Annotated in this window: 22 protein-coding genes, 1 tRNA gene and 1 other RNA gene; 8 read left to right on the top strand and 16 right to left on the bottom strand. The window is 72.9% G+C overall.

Features of this window, described 5'->3' with window-relative positions; translation table 11 throughout:
- Nucleotides 1–5 precede the first annotated feature (5 nt).
- Entirely contained in the window at nt 6–917 is a 912-nt protein-coding gene (locus tag ABEB06_RS18485; RefSeq protein WP_345697971.1) for a helix-turn-helix domain-containing protein, read from the bottom strand.
- 108 nt (nt 918–1,025) lie between these two features.
- Nucleotides 1,026–2,564 (bottom strand): MFS transporter, encoded by a 1,539-nt coding sequence (locus ABEB06_RS18480; protein WP_345697970.1) that lies wholly within the window; start codon nt 2,562–2,564, stop codon nt 1,026–1,028.
- Nucleotides 2,565–2,707: 143 nt separating this feature from the next.
- On the opposite strand from ABEB06_RS18480, the gene ABEB06_RS18475 reads away from it, so the two are divergent.
- The gene (locus tag ABEB06_RS18475; RefSeq protein ID WP_345697969.1) at nt 2,708–3,439 is read left to right on the top strand and encodes a TetR/AcrR family transcriptional regulator C-terminal domain-containing protein; all 732 of its coding nucleotides are present in this window, start codon (nt 2,708–2,710) and stop codon (nt 3,437–3,439) included.
- A gap of 160 nt (nt 3,440–3,599) precedes the next feature.
- Here ABEB06_RS18475 and ABEB06_RS18470 read toward each other — a convergent pair whose 3' ends face one another.
- The 7 genes from ABEB06_RS18470 to ABEB06_RS18440 form a co-directional block, all read right to left on the bottom strand.
- Nucleotides 3,600–3,884: a hypothetical protein gene (locus ABEB06_RS18470; RefSeq protein ID WP_345697968.1), complete on the bottom strand. Its 285-nt coding sequence runs from the start codon at nt 3,882–3,884 to the stop codon at nt 3,600–3,602.
- Nucleotides 3,881–4,522 (bottom strand): RNA polymerase sigma factor, encoded by a 642-nt coding sequence (locus tag ABEB06_RS18465; protein ID WP_345697967.1) that lies wholly within the window; start codon nt 4,520–4,522, stop codon nt 3,881–3,883. The genes ABEB06_RS18470 and ABEB06_RS18465 overlap by 4 nt, the downstream gene beginning before the upstream one ends.
- Before the next feature lie 196 nt (nt 4,523–4,718).
- A complete protein-coding gene (locus ABEB06_RS18460; protein WP_345697966.1) occupies nt 4,719–5,273 on the bottom strand; it encodes a dihydrofolate reductase family protein in 555 nt (184 codons plus the stop codon).
- Nucleotides 5,274–5,358: 85 nt separating this feature from the next.
- The gene (locus tag ABEB06_RS18455) at nt 5,359–6,285 is read right to left on the bottom strand and encodes a sigma-70 family RNA polymerase sigma factor (RefSeq protein WP_345697965.1); all 927 of its coding nucleotides are present in this window, start codon (nt 6,283–6,285) and stop codon (nt 5,359–5,361) included.
- A 207-nt stretch (nt 6,286–6,492) separates the two neighbouring features.
- Nucleotides 6,493–7,821, bottom strand: a complete 1,329-nt coding sequence (locus tag ABEB06_RS18450) for a S28 family serine protease (protein ID WP_345697964.1) — start codon at nt 7,819–7,821, stop codon at nt 6,493–6,495.
- A 240-nt stretch (nt 7,822–8,061) separates the two neighbouring features.
- Nucleotides 8,062–9,501, bottom strand: a complete 1,440-nt coding sequence (locus tag ABEB06_RS18445; protein WP_345697963.1) for a DEAD/DEAH box helicase — start codon at nt 9,499–9,501, stop codon at nt 8,062–8,064.
- 271 nt (nt 9,502–9,772) lie between these two features.
- The gene (locus ABEB06_RS18440; RefSeq protein WP_030916923.1) at nt 9,773–9,976 is read right to left on the bottom strand and encodes a cold-shock protein; all 204 of its coding nucleotides are present in this window, start codon (nt 9,974–9,976) and stop codon (nt 9,773–9,775) included.
- 451 nt (nt 9,977–10,427) lie between these two features.
- Here ABEB06_RS18440 and ABEB06_RS18435 point away from each other — a divergent pair, with 451 nt between their 5' ends.
- Nucleotides 10,428–10,649: a hypothetical protein gene (locus ABEB06_RS18435; RefSeq protein WP_345697962.1), complete on the top strand. Its 222-nt coding sequence runs from the start codon at nt 10,428–10,430 to the stop codon at nt 10,647–10,649.
- A gap of 133 nt (nt 10,650–10,782) precedes the next feature.
- On the opposite strand, the gene ABEB06_RS18430 is transcribed toward ABEB06_RS18435, so the two are convergent.
- Nucleotides 10,783–13,230 (bottom strand): helicase C-terminal domain-containing protein, encoded by a 2,448-nt coding sequence (locus ABEB06_RS18430; protein WP_345697961.1) that lies wholly within the window; start codon nt 13,228–13,230, stop codon nt 10,783–10,785.
- Nucleotides 13,231–13,339: 109 nt separating this feature from the next.
- Here ABEB06_RS18430 and ABEB06_RS18425 point away from each other — a divergent pair, with 109 nt between their 5' ends.
- A complete protein-coding gene (locus ABEB06_RS18425) occupies nt 13,340–13,657 on the top strand; it encodes a hypothetical protein (RefSeq protein ID WP_345697960.1) in 318 nt (105 codons plus the stop codon).
- A complete protein-coding gene (locus ABEB06_RS18420; RefSeq protein ID WP_345697959.1) occupies nt 13,639–14,052 on the top strand; it encodes a DNA-binding protein in 414 nt (137 codons plus the stop codon). The genes ABEB06_RS18425 and ABEB06_RS18420 overlap by 19 nt, the downstream gene beginning before the upstream one ends.
- 339 nt (nt 14,053–14,391) lie before the next feature.
- Here the strand turns inward: ABEB06_RS18420 and ABEB06_RS18415 are convergent, their stop codons facing one another.
- The 3 genes from ABEB06_RS18415 to ABEB06_RS18405 all read right to left on the bottom strand — a co-directional run bounded on the left by ABEB06_RS18415 (nt 14,392) and on the right by ABEB06_RS18405 (nt 15,110).
- A complete protein-coding gene (locus ABEB06_RS18415) occupies nt 14,392–14,658 on the bottom strand; it encodes a Txe/YoeB family addiction module toxin (protein ID WP_345697958.1) in 267 nt (88 codons plus the stop codon).
- Nucleotides 14,655–14,933 carry a type II toxin-antitoxin system Phd/YefM family antitoxin gene (locus ABEB06_RS18410; protein ID WP_345697957.1) on the bottom strand — a complete coding sequence of 93 codons (279 nt, stop codon included), beginning with the start codon at nt 14,931–14,933 and terminating at the stop codon, nt 14,655–14,657. The genes ABEB06_RS18415 and ABEB06_RS18410 overlap by 4 nt, the downstream gene beginning before the upstream one ends.
- Before the next feature lie 92 nt (nt 14,934–15,025).
- A tRNA-Ser gene (locus ABEB06_RS18405) sits at nt 15,026–15,110 on the bottom strand.
- A gap of 133 nt (nt 15,111–15,243) precedes the next feature.
- Here ABEB06_RS18405 and ffs point away from each other — a divergent pair.
- The 4 genes from ffs to ABEB06_RS18385 all read left to right on the top strand — a co-directional run bounded on the left by ffs (nt 15,244) and on the right by ABEB06_RS18385 (nt 18,587).
- Nucleotides 15,244–15,334, top strand: an RNA gene (ffs, locus tag ABEB06_RS18400) — signal recognition particle sRNA small type.
- A gap of 66 nt (nt 15,335–15,400) precedes the next feature.
- Nucleotides 15,401–17,617, top strand: a complete 2,217-nt coding sequence (locus tag ABEB06_RS18395) for a DNA polymerase III subunit gamma and tau (RefSeq protein ID WP_345697956.1) — start codon at nt 15,401–15,403, stop codon at nt 17,615–17,617.
- Nucleotides 17,618–17,640: 23 nt separating this feature from the next.
- Nucleotides 17,641–18,207, top strand: coding sequence for a GNAT family N-acetyltransferase (locus tag ABEB06_RS18390; protein WP_345697955.1), 567 nt, complete (start codon nt 17,641–17,643; stop codon nt 18,205–18,207).
- A 65-nt stretch (nt 18,208–18,272) separates the two neighbouring features.
- On the top strand, nt 18,273–18,587 hold the full coding sequence (locus ABEB06_RS18385; protein ID WP_393079676.1) for a YbaB/EbfC family nucleoid-associated protein: 315 nt from the start codon (nt 18,273–18,275) through the stop codon (nt 18,585–18,587).
- A 76-nt stretch (nt 18,588–18,663) separates the two neighbouring features.
- Here the strand turns inward: ABEB06_RS18385 and ABEB06_RS18380 are convergent, their stop codons facing one another.
- From ABEB06_RS18380 to ABEB06_RS18370, 3 genes are read right to left on the bottom strand one after another with little or no spacing between them, the layout of a single operon-like run.
- On the bottom strand, nt 18,664–19,299 hold the full coding sequence (locus ABEB06_RS18380; RefSeq protein WP_345697953.1) for a nuclear transport factor 2 family protein: 636 nt from the start codon (nt 19,297–19,299) through the stop codon (nt 18,664–18,666).
- Between the two features lie 48 nt (nt 19,300–19,347).
- A complete protein-coding gene (locus ABEB06_RS18375) occupies nt 19,348–20,304 on the bottom strand; it encodes an NADP-dependent oxidoreductase (protein ID WP_345697952.1) in 957 nt (318 codons plus the stop codon).
- A 1-nt stretch (nt 20,305) separates the two neighbouring features.
- Entirely contained in the window at nt 20,306–21,004 is a 699-nt protein-coding gene (locus tag ABEB06_RS18370) for a TMEM175 family protein (protein WP_345697951.1), read from the bottom strand.
- Between the last annotated feature and the right edge of the window lie 7 nt (nt 21,005–21,011).

Below are 21,011 nucleotides of genomic sequence, written 5' to 3'. Positions count from 1 at the left end.
CCCGGTCAGTGCCCGGGGGCGGCCAGGGCGGTGCGGAGCCAGGCGTGCGCGTCGCCCATGGTGGGCTCCGGGTCGGCGAGCTCGGCGGCGAGCTCCCAGTAGCGGTCCATCACCGTCTCGACGGCCAGCTGCTCGGCGAGGCCGTGGCGGAACTCGGGGGTGTCCCGCACGGAGCGGGCGGCGGCGTGGGCCGCGACGAAGCAGTCCAGGGCCTCGCCCGCCGCGGGGGTGCGGCCCGCGGTCAGCTCCGCGACGGCCAGCGCGTACGCCTCGTGGAGGCCGTCGTACAGCACCGCCGGGCGGTAGGGCGCGCCGGGCGGCGGCAGGGGCGGGCCGTTGCCGCCCGGCGGGCAGGGCGCGGTGACCAGGGCGTGCAGCCGGGCGAAGGCCAGCACCTGCGCGGGGGTCGGGTCGTCCGGGGGCACGGCCACCGCGACGTCCAGGATCGAGTCGACCAGCCGGGCGGGCAGCCGGACCGGGAGCACCCGGCGCCAGAACCGGGCGAGCGCGGTGGTGTTCGGCGGGGTGGCGAGGGAGCCGATCAGCCGGAGGCGGTCGGCGCGCTGCTCGGGTGGGCACTCCTGGACCAGCCGCAGGGCGGACTCGCGCCAGCGCAGCGCGGTCAGTTGGGAGCCGATGTCGTCCAGTCGGCGGGCGATCACGTCGCTGAGCTCGCCGTCCAGCGCGTCCCCGGCGCCGAGCACCCGGCCGACCTCCGGGACCGGCAGGTCGAGGGTGCGCAGCGAGCGGATCAGCCGCAGCCGGTCGAGGGCCTCGGGACCGTAGCGGCGGTGGCCGCCGGTGCTGCGGCCGGCGTCGGGGAGCAGGCCGCGGTCGGAGTAGAAACGGACGGTCTTCACGGTGACGCCGGCGTGTTCGGCGAGCTCTCCGATGCTCCACAGACCGTCAGGTGACAAGGGCCCCAGCCTTCCTCGGACAGGTGTTCCTCCACGGTACCCGGGTGGCGACGCCGAAGGCCGGTGCCCCGATCGGGGCACCGGCCGCTCGACGGTGCACGCGGTGGCTCAGGCGACGGGCTGGACCTCCGCCTCGGCCGGGTCCGGGGCCTGCTCCGGAGCGCCCGGCCCGTGGTCGCCGGACTTGCGGTCGCGCATCACCAGGGTGGCGAGCAGGGCGGCGGCCAGGACGCCGATCGCGCTGATCGTGAAGGTGGTGGACATCGCGGAGGTGAAGGCCCCGCGGGCGGTGGCGATCAGGCCGGGGTCGCCCTGGGCGGTGGCCAGTGCGCCGCCGATCGACTGCTTGGCCTGCTCGGGGGCGCCGGCGGGCATCTCGGCGGCGAAGCCGTGGGCGAGCAGCGAGCCGAGGATCGCGATGCCGAGCGCGGTGCCGGCCTGCTGGATGGTGTCGTTCAGCGCGGAGCCGACGCCGGCCTGCTCCGGCGGGATGGTGCCCATCAGGGCGCCGACCGCGGCCGGCATGGCGAGGCCCGCGCCGAGGCCGAGCAGGCCGAGGGCCACCGCCGGGACGGTGAAGCCGGTGCCCGCGCCGACGGTGGTCAGCAGGGCGAAGGAGGAGGCCATCACCAGCATGCCGGTCAGGATCAGCACCCGGTGGCCCAGCTTCGCCGCCAGGCCGGCCCCGGCGCCGTTGCCGATCAGGGCGGCCACCGCCAGCGGGACGAACGCCAGGCCCGCCTTCAGCGGCGAGTAGCCGAGGACGAACTGCAGGTACTGGGTGAGGACCAGCAGCAGGCCGCCGTTGCCGATCTGGACCAGGGTGAGCGAGAGCGAGCCGCCGCTGAAGTTGCGGTGCCTGAACAGCGCCAGCGGGACCATCGGCGCCGAGGTGACGTTCTCCCAGACCACGAAGCCGCCGAGGGCGAGCACCGCGACGGCCAGGGTGACCAGCGAGCGGCCGCCGAACGCGCCGTGCTGCGGGATCTCGATGATCCACCAGACCAGGGCGGTCATGCCGGCGGCGGAGAGCACCGCGCCGAGCGGGTCCGGCTTCTGCCACGGGCCCCTGGACTCCGGCATCAGGGTGAGGGCGGCGAGCACGGCCAGGGCGACCACCGGGACGTTGATCAGGAAGATCGAGTGCCAGGAGAAGTGGTCGATCAGCACGCCGCCGAGCACCGGGGAGCCGACCAGGCCGAGCATCGACACCGATCCCCAGGCCGCCATCGCCCGGCCGCGCTCGTCCTCGTCGAAGACCGTGATCAGGATCGACAGGGTGGAGGGCATGATCAGCGCGCCGCCGACGCCCATCGCGATCCGGACCGCGATCACCTGGCCGGGGTCGGTGCAGAAGGTGGCCGCGAGCGAGGCCGCGCCGAACAGCAGCAGGCCGACGACCATGACCTTACGGCGGCCGAACCGGTCGCCGAGGCTCCCCGAGGTGAGCAGCAGGCCGGCGAAGACCAGCACATAGGAGTCGAGGATCCACTGGGTGTCCTGGGTCGTGGCGTGCAGGTCCCCGGTCATCGAGGGGACCGCCACGGTCAGCGCCATGCCGTCCACCACCAGGACGAGCGAGCTGAGGCACAGCACGATCAGGATCCACCAGCGGCGCGGATCGCGGGTGCTGCTGGGTGTGCTCATGGGAGGTTCCCCTTCGGGTCTGGCGGCTGCGTACACCGTTCCGTCGATGCGAACAATGTACGCAGCTGCGCACAGTGTTCGCAAGTGGGCATCGGTGTACGCTGAATGCGAACGTTGTACGCATCAGAGCCGGGAGCGTGCCGATGACCGCCGAGAGCAACCCGATCCCGTCCGTCTGGGCCCGCCGCCGGCGCGAGGCCGACCAGCCCTCGCTCAGCCGGGCCTCGATCGTCCGCGAGGCCGTCGCGATGCTGGACGCCGACGGCATCGAAGCACTGAGCATGCGCAAGCTCGGCGCCCGCCTGAACGCCGGCGCCACCTCGCTCTACCGGCACGTCGCCACCAAGGACGAACTCATGGAGCTCGCCGTCGACGAGGTCGCCGCCGAGATCCACGTTCCGCGGGCCGGCGCCGACTGGCGGGCCGACGTCACCGCGGCCGCCGGCTCCTTCCGGGTCACCGCGCTGCGCCACCCCTGGCTCGCCTCGGTGCTCGGCCAGGCCGGGCTCGCCTACCTCGGCCCCAACCTGATGGCGTTCTCCGAGCGGCTCGCCGCGCTCTTCGCCGACGTCGGCTTCCCCGAACCGGACCGGGCGATCGACACCGTGCTCTCGTACACGATCGGCATGAGCACCACCGAGGCGGCCTGGCTCACCACCGTCGCCCGATCCGGCGAGACCGAGGCCGACTTCATCGCCCGCCTGATGCCCGCCGCCCAGGAGGCCGCCGCGGGCCACGAGCACCTCGGCGGCTCGTACGCCGCGGCCGCGACGGTGGCGGCACAGGACCCGGCCGGGATCCGCGACGCCAAGTTCGCCTACGGCCTGGAGGTCGTGCTGGACGGGCTGGCGCTGCGGATGGAGCGGGCGGGCTGAGCCGCCGGACCCGTCACCGGTCGGTCGACCCCAGGGCGCCGGCCGACCGGACGCGCAGCCGCTCGGCCTCCGGGCGGCTGCGCGTCCGGCCGGCCCCGGGCGCAGGGCCGCCCCCCGGACGCAGTGGCGCCCAGGGGCGGGGTGGCCGGACCGGGGTGGCTCAGGTCGGCCCCCGGCGGTCGACGGTCAGCCGGCAGCTGCCGTCCGAGCAGGACTTCCGCAGCCGTCCCCGGGAGACGGTCTGCACCAGTCCGACCGCCCAGCACATCGGACAGCCGCGCAGCACGAGCAGACCGGCCGGCAGGAGCAGCAGGACGACCGGCCCGGCCACCGGGACGAGCGCGAGCGGCCCGACCAGCAGGCCGAACCCTGCCGCGCCACGTGCCAGGTGGCGGGGGAGGGAGGAGCTGGAGAAGTCCGGTCGGTCGGTCTTCGCCGTGCTCATCGCTCCCCTCCCGCCGCCCGACCGGCTACCCGATCCGCCACCCGGCCGGTCGCCGACCCCGCCACCCGGCCGGACGGTGGGGCGTACGACGGCTCCGCCGCCGGGCCGAGCGCCACCCGTACCGCCGCGCGGGCCCGGTGCAGCCGCGACTTCATGGCCGCCGTGCTCAGACCCAGCGCGTCGGAGACCGCCCGCCCGCTGTGCCCCTGTACGTCCCGCATCACCAGCACCCGGCGCTGGTCCGCCGGCAGGGCCGCGATCGCCTCCGCCACCAGGCCCGCCTCCAGGCGCCGCAGCACCTCCTCCTCGGCCGAGGACACCACGTCGTCGGCTTCCCGGTGCTGCGGCGGCGCCGCGTTCCGCCGCACCGTCCGCGCCCGCCGCAGGCACTCGTTGCGGACGATCCGGAACATCCACGAGGCCAGCGCCCCGGACGCCCGCAGCATCCCGACCTTGCGGTACAGGACGATCAGGGCCTCCTGCGCCGCGTCCTCGGCGTCCTCCCGGGACGCGCAGAGCGAGAGGGCGAACCGCCGTACGTTCGGGTGGGAGGCCGCCACCAGCTCGGCGAGCGCGTCCACGTCGCCCTGCTGGGCGGCCACCACCACCTGCTCACCGGGCCAGACCGAGTCACCCACGACCGCTCCTGCTGCGCTTGCGGACGACCAACACGCACGTGCAGAGCAGCACCAGTCCGCCCGCGACGACCACACCAACGATCACGACAGCCTCCGCTTCCTCGTTCCGGCGCCTCGCCGGTACCAGTAAGAGCAGCGGGAGGCGCCGGAGGATTCACCCGCTCTCCCGGCGGCCGGCCCGGCCCACTGAGCCTTCTCACCCCGCCCGGCGGTGCCGGGTGAGGACGGCGGCGCCGCTCCGCTCGGCCGACAGGCACTCCAGGTCGGTGCTCGGCCCCTCGGCCGGGAACAGCCGCCGACCGGTGCCCAGCACCACGGGGAAGGTCAGCAGCCGGTACTCGTCGACCAGACCGGCCGCGATCAGCTGGTGGACCACACCGACACTCCCGGCGACCACGACGTCGCGCTCCTCCCGCTTCACCGCGTCGAGCAGATCGCCTTCGATCAGGCGGGAGTTGGCCCAGCCCGAGACGTCGCCCAGGGTGCGGGAGGCGACCAGCTTCGACGCGGCGTTCATCCGCGCCGAGAACGGGTCGTCGCGGCCCGGCCAGAGCGACGCGAACAGCTCCCACGTGCTCCGCCCGAGCAGCAGGACGCCCTCGTCCAGCAGGCTGCCGAGCCGGAACTTGTCCCCGGCGACCGCCTCCGGGCCGAACCGGAACGCCCAGCCGCCGAGCGGCGTACCGCCCCGGCCGTCCGGGTCGGTGACGATCCCGTCCAGGGTGATGAACTCGATGACGACGACGCCCATGGCGACTCTCCTTGTCCGAGCGGGGTGCTCCACCGGTACGTACCGGTGGAGCACCCCGGACTCATCGCTCCTGGCCTCCCATTTCTCAGGGCAGCACCGGCGGCAGGTCGAACGCCCCGAGCCGGCCCGGATCAGCGAACACCACCGTGCGCGCGACCCGGCCGCCGACGACCGTGAACAGCTGCAGGCTGTGCAGCCGCCGCCCGCCGCCCTCCGCGGGGTCCGGCGCGTACGCGGCCAGCGCCGGCTGCCCGTTGGCGGTGAGCGGCCGCGCCGCCCAGCCGGTGCCGCGCATCCGGAACACCCGCTCCATGAACGCCCCGTACGCCTCCCGGCCGCGGAACCACAGCGGCACCGGCGGCATCTCCAGCACCGCGTCCTCGGCCAGCAGCCGCACCAGCGCGGGCACGTCGGCCGCCTCGAACGCCCGCAGGTACCGCTCCACCACGGCGCGCGCCTCGGCGCCGTCCGACTCGCGGACCTCGCCGTCCGCCCCCGCCCCCGCCCTCGCGACCGTCGCCCGGGCCCGCTGCAGCGCGCTGTTGACCGCCTGCACCGACGTCCCCAGCTGGTCGGCCACCTCCGCCGCGGAGAACGCCAGCACCTCGCGCAGCACCAGCACCGCCCGCTGCCGGGCCGGCAGCAACTGCACCGCGGCCACCCACGCCAACCGCAGGTCCGTCCGGGCGTCCACGTCGAACCGGGCATCGGGGAACGGCTCCAGCCACGGCACCTCGGGCGCCGCGGTCAGCGGCACCTCCGGATCCCCGCCCGGCGCCCCGAGCCCCGACGGCAGCGGCCGCCTCGCCCGGCCCTCCAACGCCGTCAGACACGCGTTGGTGGCGATCCGGTACAGCCACGTCCGCACCGACGCCCGCGCCGGGTCGTACCGCTCCCGGGCCTTCCACGCCCGCAGCAGCGTCTCCTGCGCCAGGTCCTCGGCGTCGTGGAACGACCCCAGCATCCGGTAGCAGTACGCCACCAGCTCACCCCGGTACGGCTCCAAGTCCATCCCGGCATGATGCACCGGCCGCACTCACATCGCTCCCGGGACGCGGACGGAAGCGCCGGTGGCCGCCCCGGCCCCGGCCGCCGAGGAGGGCGGCTTCCCGTGCCGGTGTCCTCGCGGTCCTCCCCGCCCGGACCGCCGCGAGCGGTCCGGGGCCCGGCGTCCGGTGCTCTGGCGTCCGGTGCTCCGGCGCCCCGGGGCCGGTCGGCGCTACACCCCGGCCCAGCGGCGGAGGGTGGCCGAGGCCGAGGTGGCCTCAGGGGACGGGAGCTGGGAGATCCGGACGGAGTGGGTGCCCCCGGGGACCTGGAAGACGTACGAGTCGTGCGAGCCCCGGCCGAGGCGGAAGGGCTCGGCCACCGAGGGGTCGGCACCGCCGTTGACGAACATCAGCCGCTCGCCGTCCGTCCGCACCCAGCGGTCCACGTCCCGCATCGCCTGCGGCCGGTAGCGGAGCGGGACGTCGCGCGGGACGAAGCTGCGCGGCTCGGTCGCCCCGGGGTGGCGCAGCAGGTCGGAGAGGTGGTCCGTCTCGACCGGGAAGTACCCCAGCTGGGTGCCCAGCTGGTAGAAGTACGGGACGAACTGGTTCGCCACCGAGTCCGCGTAGACCGGGAGTTGGGCGACGTCCGAGAGCCAGCCGTACAACGCGTCGTCGGACGCGTCCGGCGCGGGCACCGCCGGGCACGCGGCCTGGCCCCGGCCCTGCCAGAACATGAACGGCGCCCGCAGCACCGCGATCTCGAAGGCCCGGTCCGCGCCACCGACCAGCCCGAAGCCGTCCCCGCGGGCGTCCGCCCACGCCCGGTACCGGGCGACCAGCGCCTCCCGGCGCTCCAGCAGCGCCCGCTGGGCCGCCTCCAGCGCGCCGCGGCACTCGGGAGTGCCGACCGTGCGCAGGAAGTCGAGGTAGGCGGAGTCCTCGCGGTCGTCGACGTTGTTCGGCGCCGAGTAGGCCACCGAGCCGGCCACGTCCTGCGGGAAGAACCGCCGGTGGTAGACGGTCGCCATGCCGCCCTTGCTGCCGCCGGTGGAGATCCACGGCGCGCGGTAGACCTGGCGCAGTGCCTCCACCACGTGGTGGTGGTCGGCCGCCGCCTGCCAGATGTCCAGCTCCGACCAGTCGGCGGGCTCGGGGCGGGAGGTGCCGAAGAACCGCTGCTCGGTGCTCACCTGGTTGCCGTCCAGCAACTCGGCGGGCTCCGAACGCGCCTGCGAGCCGGAGACCGTGTAGCCGCTGGTGAACAACACCGTCGGACGGTCCGTGCCCCGGTGCAACAGCGTCAGCCGCTGCTCGAAGTCGCCCCGCTCCGGGTGGTGGTGGTCGGCGGGCTGCCGCAGCGCCAGCACGAAGAACCGGAAGCCCGGCGCGGCCGGCTTCTCCTCCACCACCCGCAGGCCCGGCACCCCCGCGACGGCCGCCCGGATGTCGACCGGCCCCGCCACCTCCGCCGCGGCGGCCGGCGCCACCGCCGTCCCGGCCAGCACGGCCACCGCCGCGACCTGGGCCAACAGCCGCCCGATCCGCTTGCGCCCCATCGTGTCCTCCCCGGTTGTTCTCGGTAACCCGAGTCAACCGGCCCGCCCCCCACCCCCGGATCCCGCCGGGGCGGGGCCCTCCTCCCTCCTGAGGGGGAGCTGCGACCCGCCTCGCCCGGCGCGGCCGCACACTTCGGGTGGCAGACGGTGGGGGTGCCGGCGAACTTCCGCCGACCGGTGACGGCGGCGGTCGAGGTTCGGACTCGTGGGGGTGCCGGTGCCGTGTGCGGCCGGTCGCGACTATCCGTTGTGCGCCCGGGGCGTGGTGCCGCGCGGGCCGTCGGCGGTCGGCCGGGCGCAGGTGGCGGAGGCGGGGCGGCCGTAACGGTTCCGGTTGTTCGACCGGTTGTGGCGGGGCCGCTCGACGACGGGGTCGGGGATCGTGACGGGCACGCCGGTGGGCACGCGGGCACCGGTGATCCGGCTGAGTTCCTCATCGCCGGCCCGGACCTTGGTGGTGACGGGGGTGATGCCGGCCGTGGTCATCATCCGGGCCGTCCCGCGGCGCTGGTTGGGGAGGACCAGGGTGACGACGGTGCCGGACTCGCCGGCCCGGGCGGTGCGTCCGCCGCGGTGCAGGTAGTCCTTGTGGTCGGCGGGCGGGTCCAGGTTGACGACCAGGTCCAGGCCGTCGACGTGGATGCCCCGGGCGGCGACGTCGGTCGCGACGAGCGCGGCCACGTGCCCGGAGCGGAACTGCTCAAGGGTGCGGGTGCGCTGCGGCTGGGACTTGCCCCCGTGCAGGGCCGCGGCCTTCACCCCGTCGGCGAGCAGCTTCTCGACCAGGCGGTCCGCACTCTGCTTGGTGTCGATGAACATGATCACCCTGCCGTCGCGGGAGGCGATGTGGGCGATCGTGGCGTTCTTGTCGGCGTTCTGCACGTGCAGAACGTGGTGCTCCATGGTGCTGACCGCTCCCGCGGACGGGTCCACCGAGTGCGTGACCGGGTCCTTCAGGAAGCGCCGCACCAGGCTGTCGACGTTGCGGTCCAAGGTGGCGGAGAACAACATCGTCTGGCCGCCCCCGGCGACCTGTTCGAGGAGCGCGGTGACCTCCGGCAGGAAGCCCATGTCGGTCATCTGGTCGGCCTCGTCGAGGACGGTGACAGCGACCCGGTCCAGCCGGCAGAGCCCGCGCTCGACCAGGTCGCCCAGCCGACCGGGTGTGGCCACCACGATCTCCGCACCACGGTTCAGCACCTGCGCCTGGCGGCGGACCGGCACCCCGCCGACCACGGTGGCCGTCCGCAGGCGCAGCGCGTGGGCGTACGGGGTGAGCGCTTCGGTGACCTGCTGAGCGAGTTCACGGGTGGGGACCAGGACCAGCGCGAGGGGGGACCGCGGCTCGGCCTGCTGCCCGGCGGTGCGGGCCAGCACGGCGAGACCGAACGCCAGGGTCTTGCCGGAGCCGGTGCGTCCGCGCCCCAGTACATCGCGTCCGACCAGCGAGTTCGGCAGCGTCGCGGCCTGGATCGGGAAGGGGGCGGTGACGCCCCTCCGTGCCAGGATCGTCAGCAGTTCCCTCGGCAGGTCCAGTTCCTCGAAGGACTCGACGGCAGGCAGGGCCGGCACGACGCTCACCGGCACCGCGAACTCCTGCCGCGAGGCGGACCCCGCGCCGCTGCCCGGTGCGGATCGGGAACCGGCGGGTCGGCGCGGAGGGCGGCTGGAACGGTTCATAGGGGAGACCCTCCTCGGGGCGTCAGTGACGTACGGGTCGGCGCTCACCGGAAAGCGGGAGCGGAGAACCCTGAACCGCGGACCGCCGGACATGATGCAGATCCGGACGTGACACTGGGAATTCGTGCGGGAAGGCGGCCGGTGGACCGGATGCGCCAAGGCCGGAACAGCCGGTGCAGCCGGGTGCGGCGAAAAAGCCGAGGGGCCCGCACCGGCATCATGTGCGCGGTGCGGGCCCCTCGCTGCCAAGCGTTTGCCGTGGCAGTGGGAACTACAGCGGGCGAATGTTCTCGGCCTGCGGGCCCTTCTGGCCCTGCGTGACGTCGAACTCGACCTTCTGGCCCTCGAGCAGCTCGCGGAAGCCGCTGGCGTTGATGTTCGAGTAGTGGGCGAACACGTCCGGGCCGCCACCCTCCTGCTCGATGAAGCCGAAGCCCTTTTCCGCGTTGAACCACTTCACGGTGCCATTAGCCATGTAAGAAATCTCCTTCAAGGGACTTTCCGACACCCGCACGATACGGGCGCCGAGTCACCGTGATGAGCGCCCGCCCGGAAAACAACCGGAAAACAAAAATGCGCCCGCGAAACATCAGCAGGCGCACACAAGTTCATGGGAACCACTACTGCAACTCCTTCGACTGTAGCAGCCCCGGGCCCGCTACGGAGGGGACATTTCCACCCGGTTTCGGAGGAGGTCGCCCCCGGCGCCGCCGGACCGGGTCCGGCCCGTACGCCAACGGGCCCTCCGGGCAAGGCAGGTGGCCCGGCGGTGCAGGGCGCACCGGTGTGGCGGCCGACCCGTGGTGATCCTCCGGACGCGCGCCCCCGACGGGAGTGCCGTTCGACACACCTCGCATTTCGGGCATCCAGAATTCGGGCCGTCAGAAAAGGTCGCCTCCCGTGCTCCACGGCGCATACTGGCAGTGATGAGAAAATCTGAAGCAGTCCGCCGGCACCTGCCCACCAGCCCCTTCAAGGCCAGGATCGAAGCGCCGCGCAAGCACTTCGCCATCGGCGACCGCGTCACCCATGACGCCTACGGCCTCGGCCGGGTCATCGGCGCCGAAGGCGACACCGCGGTTCTGGTCGACTTCGGATCACGACAGGAGCGCATCACCGAGCCGTACAACGGGATGTTCAACCTCTGACCCGACCGCCGCACGGCCCCTCGCCGGGCTCCCCGCGGCGAGCTTCCCTCGGAGGCACCGCACGACGAAGCCGGGCCGCTGAGCGGTCCGGTCCTTCGTGAGGGCGGAGGACACGAGATCCGGGCGGCCGGGGCTACGCGGGCATCACGCCGTGGATGCGGGAGATGGTGAACGTCCGCTCGTCGTTCCGCAGGTGGCACCAGGCGTGGAGGTAGGGGGCATCGAGTTCGAGTCGGCTGAGGGTGCGGACGGTCGCACTGCCGGAGGTGGCGACGTACTCGACGGTGATCGGCCTCCCTTCGTCGACGGCGTGGGCCAGCTGGCGGACGTCGGTGAAGGACAGGTTGCGCGCGTAGCCGGCGAGGATCTCCTCGGTGCCGCTGCTGTAAGGGTGCCCACTCTCCGGGCCGGGTTCGGGAGTGTCCTGTGGGGTGGCCCGGAGCCGCTCGGCGAGTGCGCTCAGGTCGGCGGCGGTGCGGCTGTCGGCGGTGCGGGCGCTGGCGGTGCGGGCGCCGTTCGGCTGTCTGCCGGCCGGTCGGCGCGGAGACGGGACCGGACCCGCCGCACGGGGCCGTTGGGTCCGCTCGATGTGGACGGATCCGTCGGGCTTCTCGGCGACCGGGGCGTAGCCGGCAGACCTCAGTTCCGCCAGCGTCTTGTCCGGTGGGGTCCGGCTGATCAGCACCGTCGGTGCAAGCAGCCGCAGGCCGAGCCCCTTGAGCTTGCGGTGCGCCGCCAGTTCGGCCAGCAGGGCGGGCTCCTCACCGTGGATCACACAGGACGCGGAGACCACGCGCACCCGGCCGTGGCGGCGCGCGGTGTCGTGGATCAGGTACGAGAGCGGTTGGGGAAGCGGCTCGACGGCAACGGCGGCCAGGTCGGCCGTGAGGGCGTCGGGGGTGAGGCCGGCATCGAGGGCACGGCGGATGCTTCCGGGGCTGAATCGCCAGACGGAGGCCGCACCGGCGGTCTCCCGGTCCGCGGCCGAGTCCAGCAGTGTGAGGAGGTGCGCAGTCGGCGTACCGGCGACCACAGCGGTGAGATCGCTGCCGAAACGGGCGGTGCCGCTGGCGGAGGGCAGCAGCCGCCGACAGGCTTCGGTCAGGGCCTCGGCGTCGTCGGCGAGCAGAGCTGCCCCGATCGGGGACACGGCCCCGAGAGCTAGTGCGCCCAGCAGTTCCGCCTCCCGGACCAGGGTGGCGAACGGCGTCACGTCCTGGGGGAGTTCGTCGGCGAGCGGGCGCAGCCACACCAGCAGCGCGCCCAGGTCCGCCGAGTTTCCCGCACCGTGGCCGGCGGGTAGCTGCGATGCGGCGGTGAGCAGTCCGTGCCGCGCCTGTACGCAGCCTCCGCAGGGCGGTGCCCCGGCGAGCGCCGGCAGGGTCTTCCCGTCCTCGTCGCGGTTCCCGCCGGGGGTCGACGGGAGCGCCCACCATGCCTGGAGCAGCACGGCGAGTTGGTCGGCCGGTTCTTGCTCGGCCCAGGTGTCGTAGGCCGCGGTCGCCGCGACCCGGTCGCCGTCCCGGGCCAGCAGCCCGGTGGCGCTCGCCGTCTCCAGGACGAGGCGGACCAGGATCTCGTCGCACTGGGCTGCTTTGCTGAGCCGGGACAGTTCACGGGCGCCGATCCCGCCGGCCTTGAGCCGGGCCGGCGGAGCGGCCGCGCATACCCCGAGGACGGACACGGCATGGGCGCCGAACGCCATCGCGGCGGCTGCGGCCTCCCGGTCGATGTCCGAGCCGGCGGCCGGCACTGACCGTACGGCGGGCGGGACAGGTGTGAACGGCGCGTGCCAGTCGGAGCCGCGCAGTGCGAGGGTGACCTCCGCGGGCATCCGGGCCGGCCCGTACCGGTAACGGTCGCGGATCAGCAACCCCCGCTCCAGCGCCCATTGTTCGCCGGGGGCGGAGTCGGTCGCCGGAGCCCCGAACATGATGAAGCCCGGCCGCCCATGAGCCTCATGGGCTCGCTGGTCGAGGAGTCTGCGGGCGGCCGTGGGTGCCGTGGCCATCAGCGCGGCGACCCGGGCCGGATCGCGGTGATGGTCGACCAGCGCCGCCAGCCGCTGCTCCTTCCTGTTGGCGGCGGGTTTGACCTCGAGTTTCGCCAGCATGCGGCCCAACTCGTCGGAGGTCACGCCCGCGAGCAGGTGCGCGAGCGGCGCGTCGAGCCCGAGGGGCGTGCCCCACGCGGACCGCAGCGGCGCCGCGATCTGCAGCAGCTCATTGCCGCCCGGCCACACCAGAGCGCGATCCGCCAGCGTCTCCAGGGCGGCATCCAAACCGTGGGCGCGGTCACCGCGTGTCGCGTCCAGGAGGACCGCCAGATCCTTCCGGGAGACGGCTGGCAGTGCGGCCACGGCCTCCGCCACCTGCAGGCACGGCAGCGAGAGCCGGGGCAGCGCCAGCGCCACGGAGGCCTGGCGCTGGAGGCGATCGGCCAGTTCACCGACCGACCGCGGTTCCGGAAGCGATACGGCGTCCGGCCGCGCGGCCAGGACTCGTGCCAGCCCGGCCGTGTCCAGACCGCGCAGCCATGTGGCCAGCGTCGATCCGCTCTTCTTGCCGATGAGGCACCTCACTACATAGGAGAAGACGTCCGTGCTCTGCCGGAGCCGGTCAGGAGCACAAGGATGACGTACCAGCGGAGGCGCGTGCGACGAGGGACCGGACCGCTGGTTCCTCCACGCGATGGCCCACCGATCGTCCAGTGGTCCGGCGACGAGTGCAGGCGTCCTGACCTGCCGCGAAGCGGCCTCAGGCACAGGGGTCAGCCTCTCCCTGCCCGAAGGTACGGCCGAGGCCATCCGCCAACGAGTGGGCAAGCGCGAGTTCTCCGCGTTCATCACCGCGGCTGTCGAGCGAGAGTTGCGCGGTCAGATCCTGGACGAGTACCTGGCTGACTATGAACGTCGAAAGGGATCGATCTCGGCAGCGGAGCAGGACCGAGCCCGCCAGGTCTTCGACGAGGTGTTCGCCGAGGAGGGCGGATGGCCCGTCGCAAGCTGAGCCACGAGGGCACCCTGGTGCTCGACTCCGAGGGCTTCTGCAAGCTGCTCAACGACCACGAACCCGCGGTTGCGCTAGTCGCTGAAGCCCGGAAGCGGGGCATGGAGGTGGTGATCAGTGCCTTGACCATCATCGAAGCCGTGCACAGCCGTACCGACCAGGCTCGTCTCCGGTGGATTCTGCCCGGCCTGCGAATCGTGCAGGTGGGCGACGAGGAGGCCCGGGCAGCGTCCGCCCTGCTGATCGCGGCCGGCCTTCACGGCCACAAGTACGCGATCGACGCGGTAGTAGCCGAGATGGCACTGCGACAGCGGCGGCCGGTCGTTTTGCCGGCGTCGGACATTGACGACATGACCGAGCTCTGCGGTGATCGCGTGCGTCTCGTGGCTGTCTGACGGTCGCCGTTCGAGGCGTGCGGGCCTGACGCCAAGAAGGCCGCCGGGAAGGTCCGTTGAGACCGTAGATGAGACTGCGAACGAGGATGGCCCCGACGGCTGAGCGGTCGGGGCCGTCGTCTGCCCTGGCGGGCGAAGGCGGAGGATGCGAGATTCGAACTCGTGAGGGGTTGCCCCCAACACGCTTTCCAATTCTCACGAACGGCATCCGCCGCAGGTCCGCACCCGTTCTGACCTGCGGCGGAGTACACCACAGGGCAAGGGCTGAACCCGGCTGGACGGGGGTGAACGAGACCAGAACTGAGACCAGGGCGCGAGTCTCTCTGCTGGTCCCAGGCTCTACTTGCCGTAGTGGTAACGGCATGCGATGACGCACAGGGCGTCGGCCTGCTCGTCAAGGATGTACACCAGGCGGTGTTCCTGATCGATCCGGCGGGACCAGGCCCCGGCGAGCTCGTGCCGCAAGGGTTCGGGTTTGCTGATGCCCTCGTTGCCGTTTCGGCGGATGTCGTCGATCAGCAGATTGATGCGCTTGAGGAGACGACGATCGTCCGCCTGCCAGGACAGGTAGTCGCTCCAGCCGCGCTCGGTGAACTGGACCTTCACGCGCCCTGCTCGGTGAGGTCTTCGGGGTCGAGCAGTTCGCGGGCCACCGCACGGCCCTCCCGGTACTCCTGCAGGGAGCGGCGAAGGTGGTCGGCGTTGGCCGGCGAGCGCAGCAGGTAGTCGGTTTCGCGGAGCGAGGCGTACTCGGCCAAGGAAACGACGACCAGCGGCTCGTGGCCGGCGCGTGTGATGACGAGCTCTTCGGCGTCGCTCTCAACGGCGTCGAGCGCGGCGGCGAGATTGCCGCGGAACTCGGTGGCACTCATCGTCTTCATGTTGTACAGAATAATGTACGTCCATCGAGTGGGCCAGAGAGTAAACGACGAAGGCCCGGACCGTGCGAGACGGTCCGGGCCTTCGATCAAGGCGGAGGATACGAGATTCGAACTCGTGAGGGGTTGCCCCCAACACGCTTTCCAAGCGTGCGCCCTAGGCCTCTAGGCGAATCCTCCGTGGGAGAGCTTAGTACATGTCGAGGGGTGCTCGCGAACCGCTGTCTCGCAGGTGGGTGGGGGAAGGTGCCTGGGGATCTCAGATCGGGGTCGGTGGTCCTGGGCGGGGCGGGGATCCGCTACTCTGGGGACCAGCCCCTCGTGTGGCGTCATCTCTCTGAACCCCCCCAGGGCCGGAAGGCAGCAAGGGTAAGAGGGCTCTGGCGGGTGCACGGGGGGTCCTTGCGTTCCCGGGCGCGGTGGTGGGCGGGGTGCCGCGTTTGTCGGTCCGGGCCGATAACCTCGGTGGCGTGTCCCTAGCCCTGTACCGCCGCTACCGCCCCGAGACCTTCGCGGAGGTCATCGGGCAGGAGCACGTGACCGCCCCGCTCCAGCAGGCCCTGCGCAACAACAGGGTCAACCACGCGTACCTGTTCAGTGGTCCGCGCGGCTGTGGCAAGACGACCAGTGCCCGCATCCTGGCGCGCTGTCTGAACTGTGAGCAGGGCCCGACGCCGACGCCGTGCGGCGAGTGCCAGTCCTGCCGGGACCTGGCGACCGGTGGCCCGGGTTCGATCGACGTGATCGAGATCGACGCGGCCTCGCACGGTGGTGTGGACGACGCACGCGAGCTGCGCGAACGGGCGTTCTTCGCGCCGGTGCACAGCCGGTACAAGATCTTCATCCTGGACGAGGCGCACATGGTGACCTCGGCCGGCTTCAACGCGCTGCTGAAGGTGGTGGAGGAGCCGCCGGAGCACCTGAAGTTCATCTTCGCCACGACCGAGCCGGAGAAGGTGATCGGGACGATCCGGTCCCGGACGCACCACTACCCGTTCCGGCTGGTGCCGCCCGGCACGCTGCGCGACTACCTGGCGGAGGTCTGCGGGCGGGAGGGCATCCAGGTCGAAGACTCGGTGTTCCCGCTGGTGGTGCGGGCGGGCGCCGGTTCGGTGCGTGACTCGATGTCGGTGATGGACCAGCTGCTGGCGGGCGCCGACGAGGCCGGTGTCACGTACGGGATGGCGACCGCGCTGCTCGGGTACACGGACTCGGCGCTGCTGGACGAGGTGGTGGACGCGTTCGCCGCGCAGGACGGCGCGACCGTGTTCCAGGTGATCGACCGGGTCGTCGAGGGCGGGCACGACCCGCGCCGGTTCGTGACGGACCTGCTGGAGCGGCTGCGCGACCTGGTGATCCTCGCCACAGTGCCGGACGCGGGGGAGAAGGGGCTGATCGACGCCCCGGCGGACCGGGTCGCGATCATGCAGGCGCAGGCCGACCGCTTCGGCGCGGCGGAGCTGAGCCGCGGCGCCGACATCGTCAACACCGGGCTGACCGAGATGCGCGGCAACGCGGCGCCCCGGCTGCAGCTCGAGCTGATCTGCGCCCGGGTGATGCTGCCCGGCGCGTACAGCGACGAGCTGTCGCTGCAGGCGCGGCTGGACAAGCTGGAGCGCCGGGCGGCGGCCGGTGGTTTCGCCGCGCCGGCGGGTGGGGCCGCGGTGTTCGCCGCGCCGAGCCCGGTGCAGCAGGCTTCGGCGGCGTACGAGGCGCCGGTCGCCCAGGCGGTTCCGGCCGCTCCGGTCGCTCCGGCGGCGCACGAGGCGCCGACCACCCCGGCCGCAGCGCCGGCGGCGCCGGTCCAGGCCGCGCCCGCTCTGGCCGGCCCGCCGCCCGGTGCGTGGCCGATTCCGCGCAGCTTCCCGCCGGCCGGCGGTGAGCCGGCGCCGGCACAGCAGGCACCGCAGCAGCAGGCCCCGGCACCGGTCGCGGCCCCCGCGCCCGCCCCGGTGGCACCGCCGACACCCGCCCCCGCGGCGGCCGCGGCGCAGCAGCCGTCGGCGGCCGCGCAGCAGGGCGCGGCGCAGATCCGGCAGATGTGGCCGCAGATCCTGGACGCGGTGAAGAACCGCCGGCGTTTCACCTGGATCCTGCTCAGCCAGAACGGCCAGGTGGCGGGTTTCGACGGCAACGTGCTGCAGGTGTCGTTCGTGAACGCGGGCGCCCGGGACAGCTTCGTCAGCAGCCACAGTGACGACGTGCTGCGCCAGGCGCTCGCCGACGCGCTCGGGGTCGACTGGCGGGTGGAGTGCATCGTCGACCCGTCGGGCGGTACGGCCGGTCCGTCCGGCGGTGGCCCGTCCGGTGGTGCCTTCGGCGGCCCGAGCGGTGCGAGCGGTTTCGGTGGCGGCGGTGGCGGTGGCGCACCGGCGCCGCAGGCCGGTGGCGGCGGTTGGGGGCAGCCGGCGGCGCGTCCGCAGGCGGCGCCCGCGCAGTCTGCTCCGGTGCCGGTGGTGCCGGAGGCGGCGGCGCAGCCGGCTGTGCCGGTGGGGTCCGCCGCGCCGGTGCAGCAGACTCCGCAGGCGCAGCGTCCGGCGGAGCCGGTGCCTCCGCAGGTCGCGCCGGAGGACGACGTCCCGGAGGACGACGACCCGGATCTGAACGAAGAGGCGTTCTCCTCGCAGGATCTGATCGTCCGGGAGTTGGGCGCGACGGTGCTGGAGGAGATCCACCACAGCAACTGAGACGGGGGAGGGGAGCCGTGGGCGTGGCGTACCGCGTGCACCGGATCGGTCCGGGGGACTGGGAGCCGTACCGCGAGGTGCGGTTGGCGATGCTGCGGGACGCGCCGGAGGCGTTCGGCGAGCGCTGGGCGGACGCGGCGGCGCTGCCGGAGGCCGAGTGGCGGGACCGGGCGGCGCGGCAGTCGTGGCCAGCCACCATCGGGGTGGCGGCGGTGACACCGGACGGCGACTGGGTCGGCCTGGCGGGCGGGTACGTGGTGTCCCGGTTGGCGTACGACGGGGAGTTCCGGACGGCGGTGCCGGTGGCGAAGGTGGTCAGCGTCTGGGTGGATCCGGCGCACCGGGGCCGTGCGGCGGGGGCGGCGGAGCTGTTGCTGGGCACGGTGACCGGGTGGGCGCGGGAGCAGCCGGGCGTCGGGCTGGCACTGCTGGAGGTGCACGAGGGGAACGGCCGGGCGCGGGCGTTCTACGAGCGGCTGGGGTACGCGCCGACCGGCGGGGAGCGGCCGTACCCGCTGGATCCGGCGGCTCGGCTGCTGGAGCTGGGGCTCGACCTGCATCCGGCGCCGGTGCCGGGTTCCGGCGCGTAGGCTCGACGGCGAAGAGATCGGTTCGAAGGCAGGAGAGTGCCGTGTTCCCTGGTGGCCAGCCCAACATGCAGCAGCTGCTGAAGCAGGCGCAGAAGATGCAGGAGGAGCTCGGCCGGGCTCAGCAGGAGCTGGCCGAGACGAAGGTGAGCGGTTCGTCGGGCGGTGGCCTGGTCGAGGCGACGGTGACCGGCGCGGGCGAGCTGGTGGCGCTGACGATCGCCCCGGCGGCGGTGGATCCGGAGGACACCGAGACGCTGGCGGACCTGGTGCTGCTGGCCGTCCGGGAGGCGACCGCGGCGGCGCAGAAGCTGCAGGCGGAGCGGATGGGCCCGCTGACCCAGGGCCTCGGCGGCGGTGGGATCCCCGGTCTGCCGTTCTGATCCGTCGTCAGGACGGAGGGCGGACGGATGGGCCCGGCGGTGGGGTTCCCGCCGGGCCCAGCCGTCCGCGGGCCCGTCAGCGCCAGAAGGTGTCGTTGCCGGTGGGGCCGTCGCCGAAGTAGGCCTCGTGGCCGGTGACGACCTTGCCGTCCTTCCAGTGCAGCAGCTGGACGACGTCCACCGCGAGCGAGCAGGAGCAGTCCTCGCCGGTGCGGTGCGCGGAGTTGCGGCACAGGTAGGCGGAGACGTGCCCGTCGATCATGATCTGCTCGGTCTCGGAGCGGAACGAGCCGCCGGTGATCTCCTGCCGCGACTTGGCGTAGCCGAGGAAGGCGTCCAGGCCCTCGTACTTGCCGGCCAGCTGGTTGTCGCCGGGGACGTGCCAGACCAGGTCCTTGTCCCAGTACTGCTCGATCTGGGCGCGGTCGCCGCTGTCCAGTGCGGCGTACGCGTCGCCGACCCGCTTCGGGGTGAGCTTGACGGCGAGCTCCTGCTCGGAGCTGACGATCCCGCCGCGCATCATCTCCTCGGTGAGGAGCGTGCCGCCGACCGAGGTGGCGCCGGGCTTCATGTCGTCGACGGTCACGTAGATGAAGGGCCGGGCGACCTCGCCCATGACGGCGACCAGTGCGTCGGTCATCTCCGTGGTGATCTGCGCCTTCTCCGCCATGCTGGCGAAGCCTTCGATGAGACTGACCCGGATGATGGGCATGGGGATCCTCGATTCGTACGGGTGGGGACGGCGGCCGGACGACTGCGGTCAGATGACCTGGAGGACGACCTTGCCCTTGGCCTGGCCGGTCTCGATGAGCTCGTGGGCCTTGTCGGCCCGCTCCAGGGGCAGGACGTTGCCGATGATCGGCTTGAGGGCGCCGGCGTTGATCAGCGCGGTGATGTCCTCGAGGTCCTTGCGGTCGCCCTCGACGGTGAGCGAGACGGCGCGCAGGCCGAGCCGGGCGGCCTCGGCGGCGGTGGCCTCGTCCGGCGGGACGGGCAGCGAGACCAGGACGCCGCCGGTGCGCATGGTCTTCAGCGAGCGCAGGCCGTTCTCGCCGGCGACGGTGTCGACGACCACGTCGATGTCGTGGGCGTGCTCCTCGAAACGGACCTTGGTGTAGTCGAAGACCTCGTCGGCGCCGAGGCTGCGGACCAGCTCGACCTGGTCGGTGGAGGCGGTGCCGCAGACGTAGGCGCCGCGGGCGCGGGCGATCTGGACGGCGAGGTGGCCGAGGCCGCCGGCCGCGCCGTGGACCAGGACGCGGGTGCCGGGGCCGGTCTTGCCGACGCTGACCAGGCTCTGCCAGGCGGTCAGCGAGACCAGCGGGACGCCGGCCGCCTCGACGTGGGTGAGCGACTCGGGCTTGGGGGCGAGCTGGCGGGAGTCGACGGTCACGTACTCGGCGTAACCGCCGCCGATCCGCGGGAAGTTGATCATCCCGTAGACCTCGTCGCCGACGGCGAAGCGGGTGACGCCGCCGCCGATCTCCACGACGGTGCCGGAGACGTCCCAGCCGATGGTGATCGGGAGCGGGCCCTGCGAGGGGGAGATCCCGCCGCCGTCGCGGGTCTTGCAGTCGACCGGGTTGACGCCGGCGGCGTGCACCCGGACCAGCACCTCGGTCCACAGCGGCTCGGGGCGCGGGACGTTCTCCTCCAGGCGGAGCACCTCGGGAGCGCCGTAGCTGTGCTGGCGGACGGCGCGCATGGTCTCGGTCATCTCAGTACTCCTTAGGCGGTTCGGGCGAAGTGGCCTGGGGCCGGGACGACTTGGGGCTGACGTCGATGAAGTAGGAGATCAGCAGCACGACGTAGAAGCAGATGCTCACGGTCGCGTTGAAGATCGAGATCAGCACCGCGGTGAGGTACAGGAACGGGCCGATGCCGAAGCGGACGCGGATCCGCCGGGCCTGTTCGGGGGTGATGTGCCCGCCGAGGTGCTGGTGGTCGCGCGAGGCGTAGATCCAGATGGCGTTGAAGAAGACGCCGCCGAGGATGAGCACGATGCCGTACAGCGCGGCGGCCACCTTCTCGCCGTGGCCGACGGTCACGGCGTCGGCGAGCACGGCGGTGGGGAAGGGCAGGAAGGCCACCGACAGCAGCATCATCAGGTTGAGGATCATCAGCGGCCGGTCCACCTTGGTGATGTAGTGGAACACCAGGTGGTGGTTGAGCCAGATCATCCCGATCAGCAGGAAGGTGACCGAGTAGGCCGCGTACGAGGGCCACAGGTGGAGCAGGGCGTCGCCGAGACCGGCGCGCATCGCCTCCGGTCCGGGGGCGTGGACCTCGAGGATCAGCAGGGTGATGGCGATCGCGAACACGCCGTCGCTGAACGCCTCCAGCCGCTGCGGGGACATCTCCACGTTGCCGAGGGCGTCCTCGGCCTCCTCGACCATCGGTTCGGTCGCGGTCACCATGCGGGGC

The organism is Kitasatospora terrestris, assembly GCF_039542905.1.
Taxonomy (GTDB): Bacteria; Actinomycetota; Actinomycetes; order Streptomycetales; family Streptomycetaceae; genus Kitasatospora; species Kitasatospora terrestris.
This window is presented reverse-complemented; position numbering and strand designations above follow the sequence as displayed.

Coding starts and splice junctions, on each gene's coding strand:
- ABEB06_RS18480 (WP_345697970.1), bottom strand. CDS start 2,564: ATGAGCACACCCAGCAGCACCCGCGATCCGCGCCGCTGGTGGATCCTG.
- ABEB06_RS18475 (WP_345697969.1), top strand. CDS start 2,708: ATGACCGCCGAGAGCAACCCGATCCCGTCCGTCTGGGCCCGCCGCCGG.
- ABEB06_RS18470 (WP_345697968.1), bottom strand. CDS start 3,884: ATGAGCACGGCGAAGACCGACCGACCGGACTTCTCCAGCTCCTCCCTC.
- ABEB06_RS18460 (WP_345697966.1), bottom strand. CDS start 5,273: ATGGGCGTCGTCGTCATCGAGTTCATCACCCTGGACGGGATCGTCACC.
- ABEB06_RS18455 (WP_345697965.1), bottom strand. CDS start 6,285: ATGGACTTGGAGCCGTACCGGGGTGAGCTGGTGGCGTACTGCTACCGG.
- ABEB06_RS18450 (WP_345697964.1), bottom strand. CDS start 7,821: ATGGGGCGCAAGCGGATCGGGCGGCTGTTGGCCCAGGTCGCGGCGGTG.
- ABEB06_RS18445 (WP_345697963.1), bottom strand. CDS start 9,501: ATGAACCGTTCCAGCCGCCCTCCGCGCCGACCCGCCGGTTCCCGATCC.
- ABEB06_RS18440 (WP_030916923.1), bottom strand. CDS start 9,976: ATGGCTAATGGCACCGTGAAGTGGTTCAACGCGGAAAAGGGCTTCGGC.
- ABEB06_RS18435 (WP_345697962.1), top strand. CDS start 10,428: ATGAGAAAATCTGAAGCAGTCCGCCGGCACCTGCCCACCAGCCCCTTC.
- ABEB06_RS18425 (WP_345697960.1), top strand. CDS start 13,340: ATGGCCCACCGATCGTCCAGTGGTCCGGCGACGAGTGCAGGCGTCCTG.
- ABEB06_RS18420 (WP_345697959.1), top strand. CDS start 13,639: ATGGCCCGTCGCAAGCTGAGCCACGAGGGCACCCTGGTGCTCGACTCC.
- ABEB06_RS18410 (WP_345697957.1), bottom strand. CDS start 14,933: ATGAAGACGATGAGTGCCACCGAGTTCCGCGGCAATCTCGCCGCCGCG.
- ABEB06_RS18385 (WP_393079676.1), top strand. CDS start 18,273: ATGCAGCAGCTGCTGAAGCAGGCGCAGAAGATGCAGGAGGAGCTCGGC.
- ABEB06_RS18380 (WP_345697953.1), bottom strand. CDS start 19,299: ATGCCCATCATCCGGGTCAGTCTCATCGAAGGCTTCGCCAGCATGGCG.
- ABEB06_RS18375 (WP_345697952.1), bottom strand. CDS start 20,304: ATGACCGAGACCATGCGCGCCGTCCGCCAGCACAGCTACGGCGCTCCC.
- ABEB06_RS18370 (WP_345697951.1), bottom strand. CDS start 21,004: ATGGTGACCGCGACCGAACCGATGGTCGAGGAGGCCGAGGACGCCCTC.